The organism is Cupriavidus sp. 05T313 (assembly GCF_056396665.1).
The window spans coordinates 1-1,786 of the sequence record NZ_JBFTLX010000478.1; the positions used below are offsets into that span (position 1 = coordinate 1).

A 1,786-nucleotide genomic window follows, 5' to 3' on the forward strand; every position below is an offset into this window, starting at 1 on the left:
CAGCAGGCGCGCCACGCCAGGCTTGCCCGCCAGGCTGTAGCGTTTCTCGAATTCGAGGATGTCGCCATAGTGCTCGAACATCCGTGTATCGAGCTCCAGCCCGTTGGACTCCAGCGGCTGCAGGAAACGGCCAAGCCGCACCGACCAGGCGTCGCCAATGTACTCGAGCGCCACGCCCCAGTTGTAGCCGCGCGCATCCGCCGGATAGTCGAAGGAGCCGTGCGTCAGGAACGACCAGTTCATGAACTGGGTGCGCGGGTCGGAACCGTACTCGTTCTGGTCGAAGACGTCGAGCACGCCGAAATTGCCGGCGGTCAGCACCACGCGGCGCTTGTCGACGCTGCCGGCCAATTGGTTGAAGTCGGCATCCAGCTGCTCGCTGCCGCCGCCCAGGCCCCAGGTCTGCCGGATAAAAGCGCGCGCCCGGTAGAACACCGGGCTGGTGCTCGACACCTTGGCCAGTTCGGCATTCGACAAGCCGCCCAGTCCGTGCAACTCCGAGAACGGCACCCCCTGCGTCACTTCCGGGTTGAAATGGAACTCCGCGCCGCGCCACAGGCGCACGCCGAGATCGAGCGTGCTGCTGAAGGAATAGCTCTTGGCACGCTCCGTGGCGAGGCTGTTGGTGCCCGAGTAAGCCGCGCCGAAGGACGGCTTGCGCTGCCAGATATAAGTGGCCTGGCCGTGGAAGGCGAAGTTCTCCGGGGCATCCGCCTGCACAGGCACGTCGCCGCTTGCCGCGCCCTGCTCCTGCGCCAGCGCCGGTATCGACGCCATGCCGCCCAGGCCTGCCAGCGACAGGGCAGCCGCAGCCAGGCGAGAGGCAAAAGACAGGCGTGGCCGCGCCGGGGCGGCTGGGAAGCGACGAAGCAACATGAAAAATCCGGAGAAACAGCGGCGGGCGGGTGAAGGATAAGTGCCCCGCCGACTGGCGCACGAAGCATAGCCAAGCCTATATGACATGTCTACCTTGCATTGCTGCGACGCAACATATCCACTCCCGAAGTTGCCGTCTGTCGACTTTGTAACCGCCCTTGAATTAATTAATTAGAAAATTAATATTGTCTGCATAGCCCGGAGCCAGCCATGCCCCCTGCCGCAGACAATCCGCCCGCCAGCCGCCGTCCCGGCCGCCCCGCCGCCGCCAAAGCTGGGAACGCCGGCCAGCGCGAGCAGTTGCTCGATGCCGCCACCGAACTGTTCGCGCAACGCGGCGTGGCCGCCACGGCGATCAAGACCATCGCCACCCATGCCGGCGTCACGCCGGCGCTGGTGCACTACTACTTCCGCGACCGCGACCAGTTGCTCGATGCGGTGGTCGACGAGCGCCTGCAGCCCCTGGTCGAACAAGTGTTCCTGCCCGCCGTGGCCGACAGCGCCGACCCCGCCGCCATGCTGGTGGGCATCGCCGGCCGGCTGATCCGCACCGCAGCCGCTACCCCATGGTTCCCGGGCCTGTGGATCCGCGAGATCGTCGGTGCCGACGGACAACTGCACCAGCGCGTGCTGCAGAAGATCGCGATGCAGCGCGCCGGGCTGGTGATCGCCCCGCTGGCCGCCGCGCGCGCGCGCGGCGAGATCAACCCCGGACTGGAGCCTGCGCTGCTGATGGTGTCGCTGATCGGCCTGACGCTGCTGCCGCTGGCCACCACCCATATCTGGCGCCGCCTGCCCGGTGCCGAAGCCATCGACAGCGAGGCACTGGTGCGCCACGTCAGCGCGCTCCTGGCGCATGGCCTGGCCGTGTCGCCGCAGGCGCAGATCGCGCCGCCGCCCTCTGCCTGAA

Annotated in this window: 2 protein-coding genes; one reads left to right on the forward strand and one right to left on the reverse strand. The window is 67.2% G+C overall.

Features of this window, described 5'->3' with window-relative positions; genetic code table 11:
• Positions 1–876 (reverse strand): carbohydrate porin (locus AC1DKD_RS41000; protein WP_477144719.1); only part of this gene is annotated, 876 nt, incomplete at its 3' end.
• Between the two features lie 210 nt (positions 877–1,086).
• Between AC1DKD_RS41000 and AC1DKD_RS41005 the strand changes: the two genes are divergently transcribed.
• A complete protein-coding gene (locus AC1DKD_RS41005) occupies positions 1,087–1,785 on the forward strand; it encodes a TetR/AcrR family transcriptional regulator (protein ID WP_441636246.1) in 699 nt (232 codons plus the stop codon).
• Position 1,786 lies beyond the last annotated feature (1 nt).

Excerpts from the sequence above, each read along its gene's own strand:
- AC1DKD_RS41005 (WP_441636246.1), top strand. The coding sequence starts at position 1,087 with ATGCCCCCTGCCGCAGACAATCCGCCCGCCAGCCGCCGTCCCGGCCGC.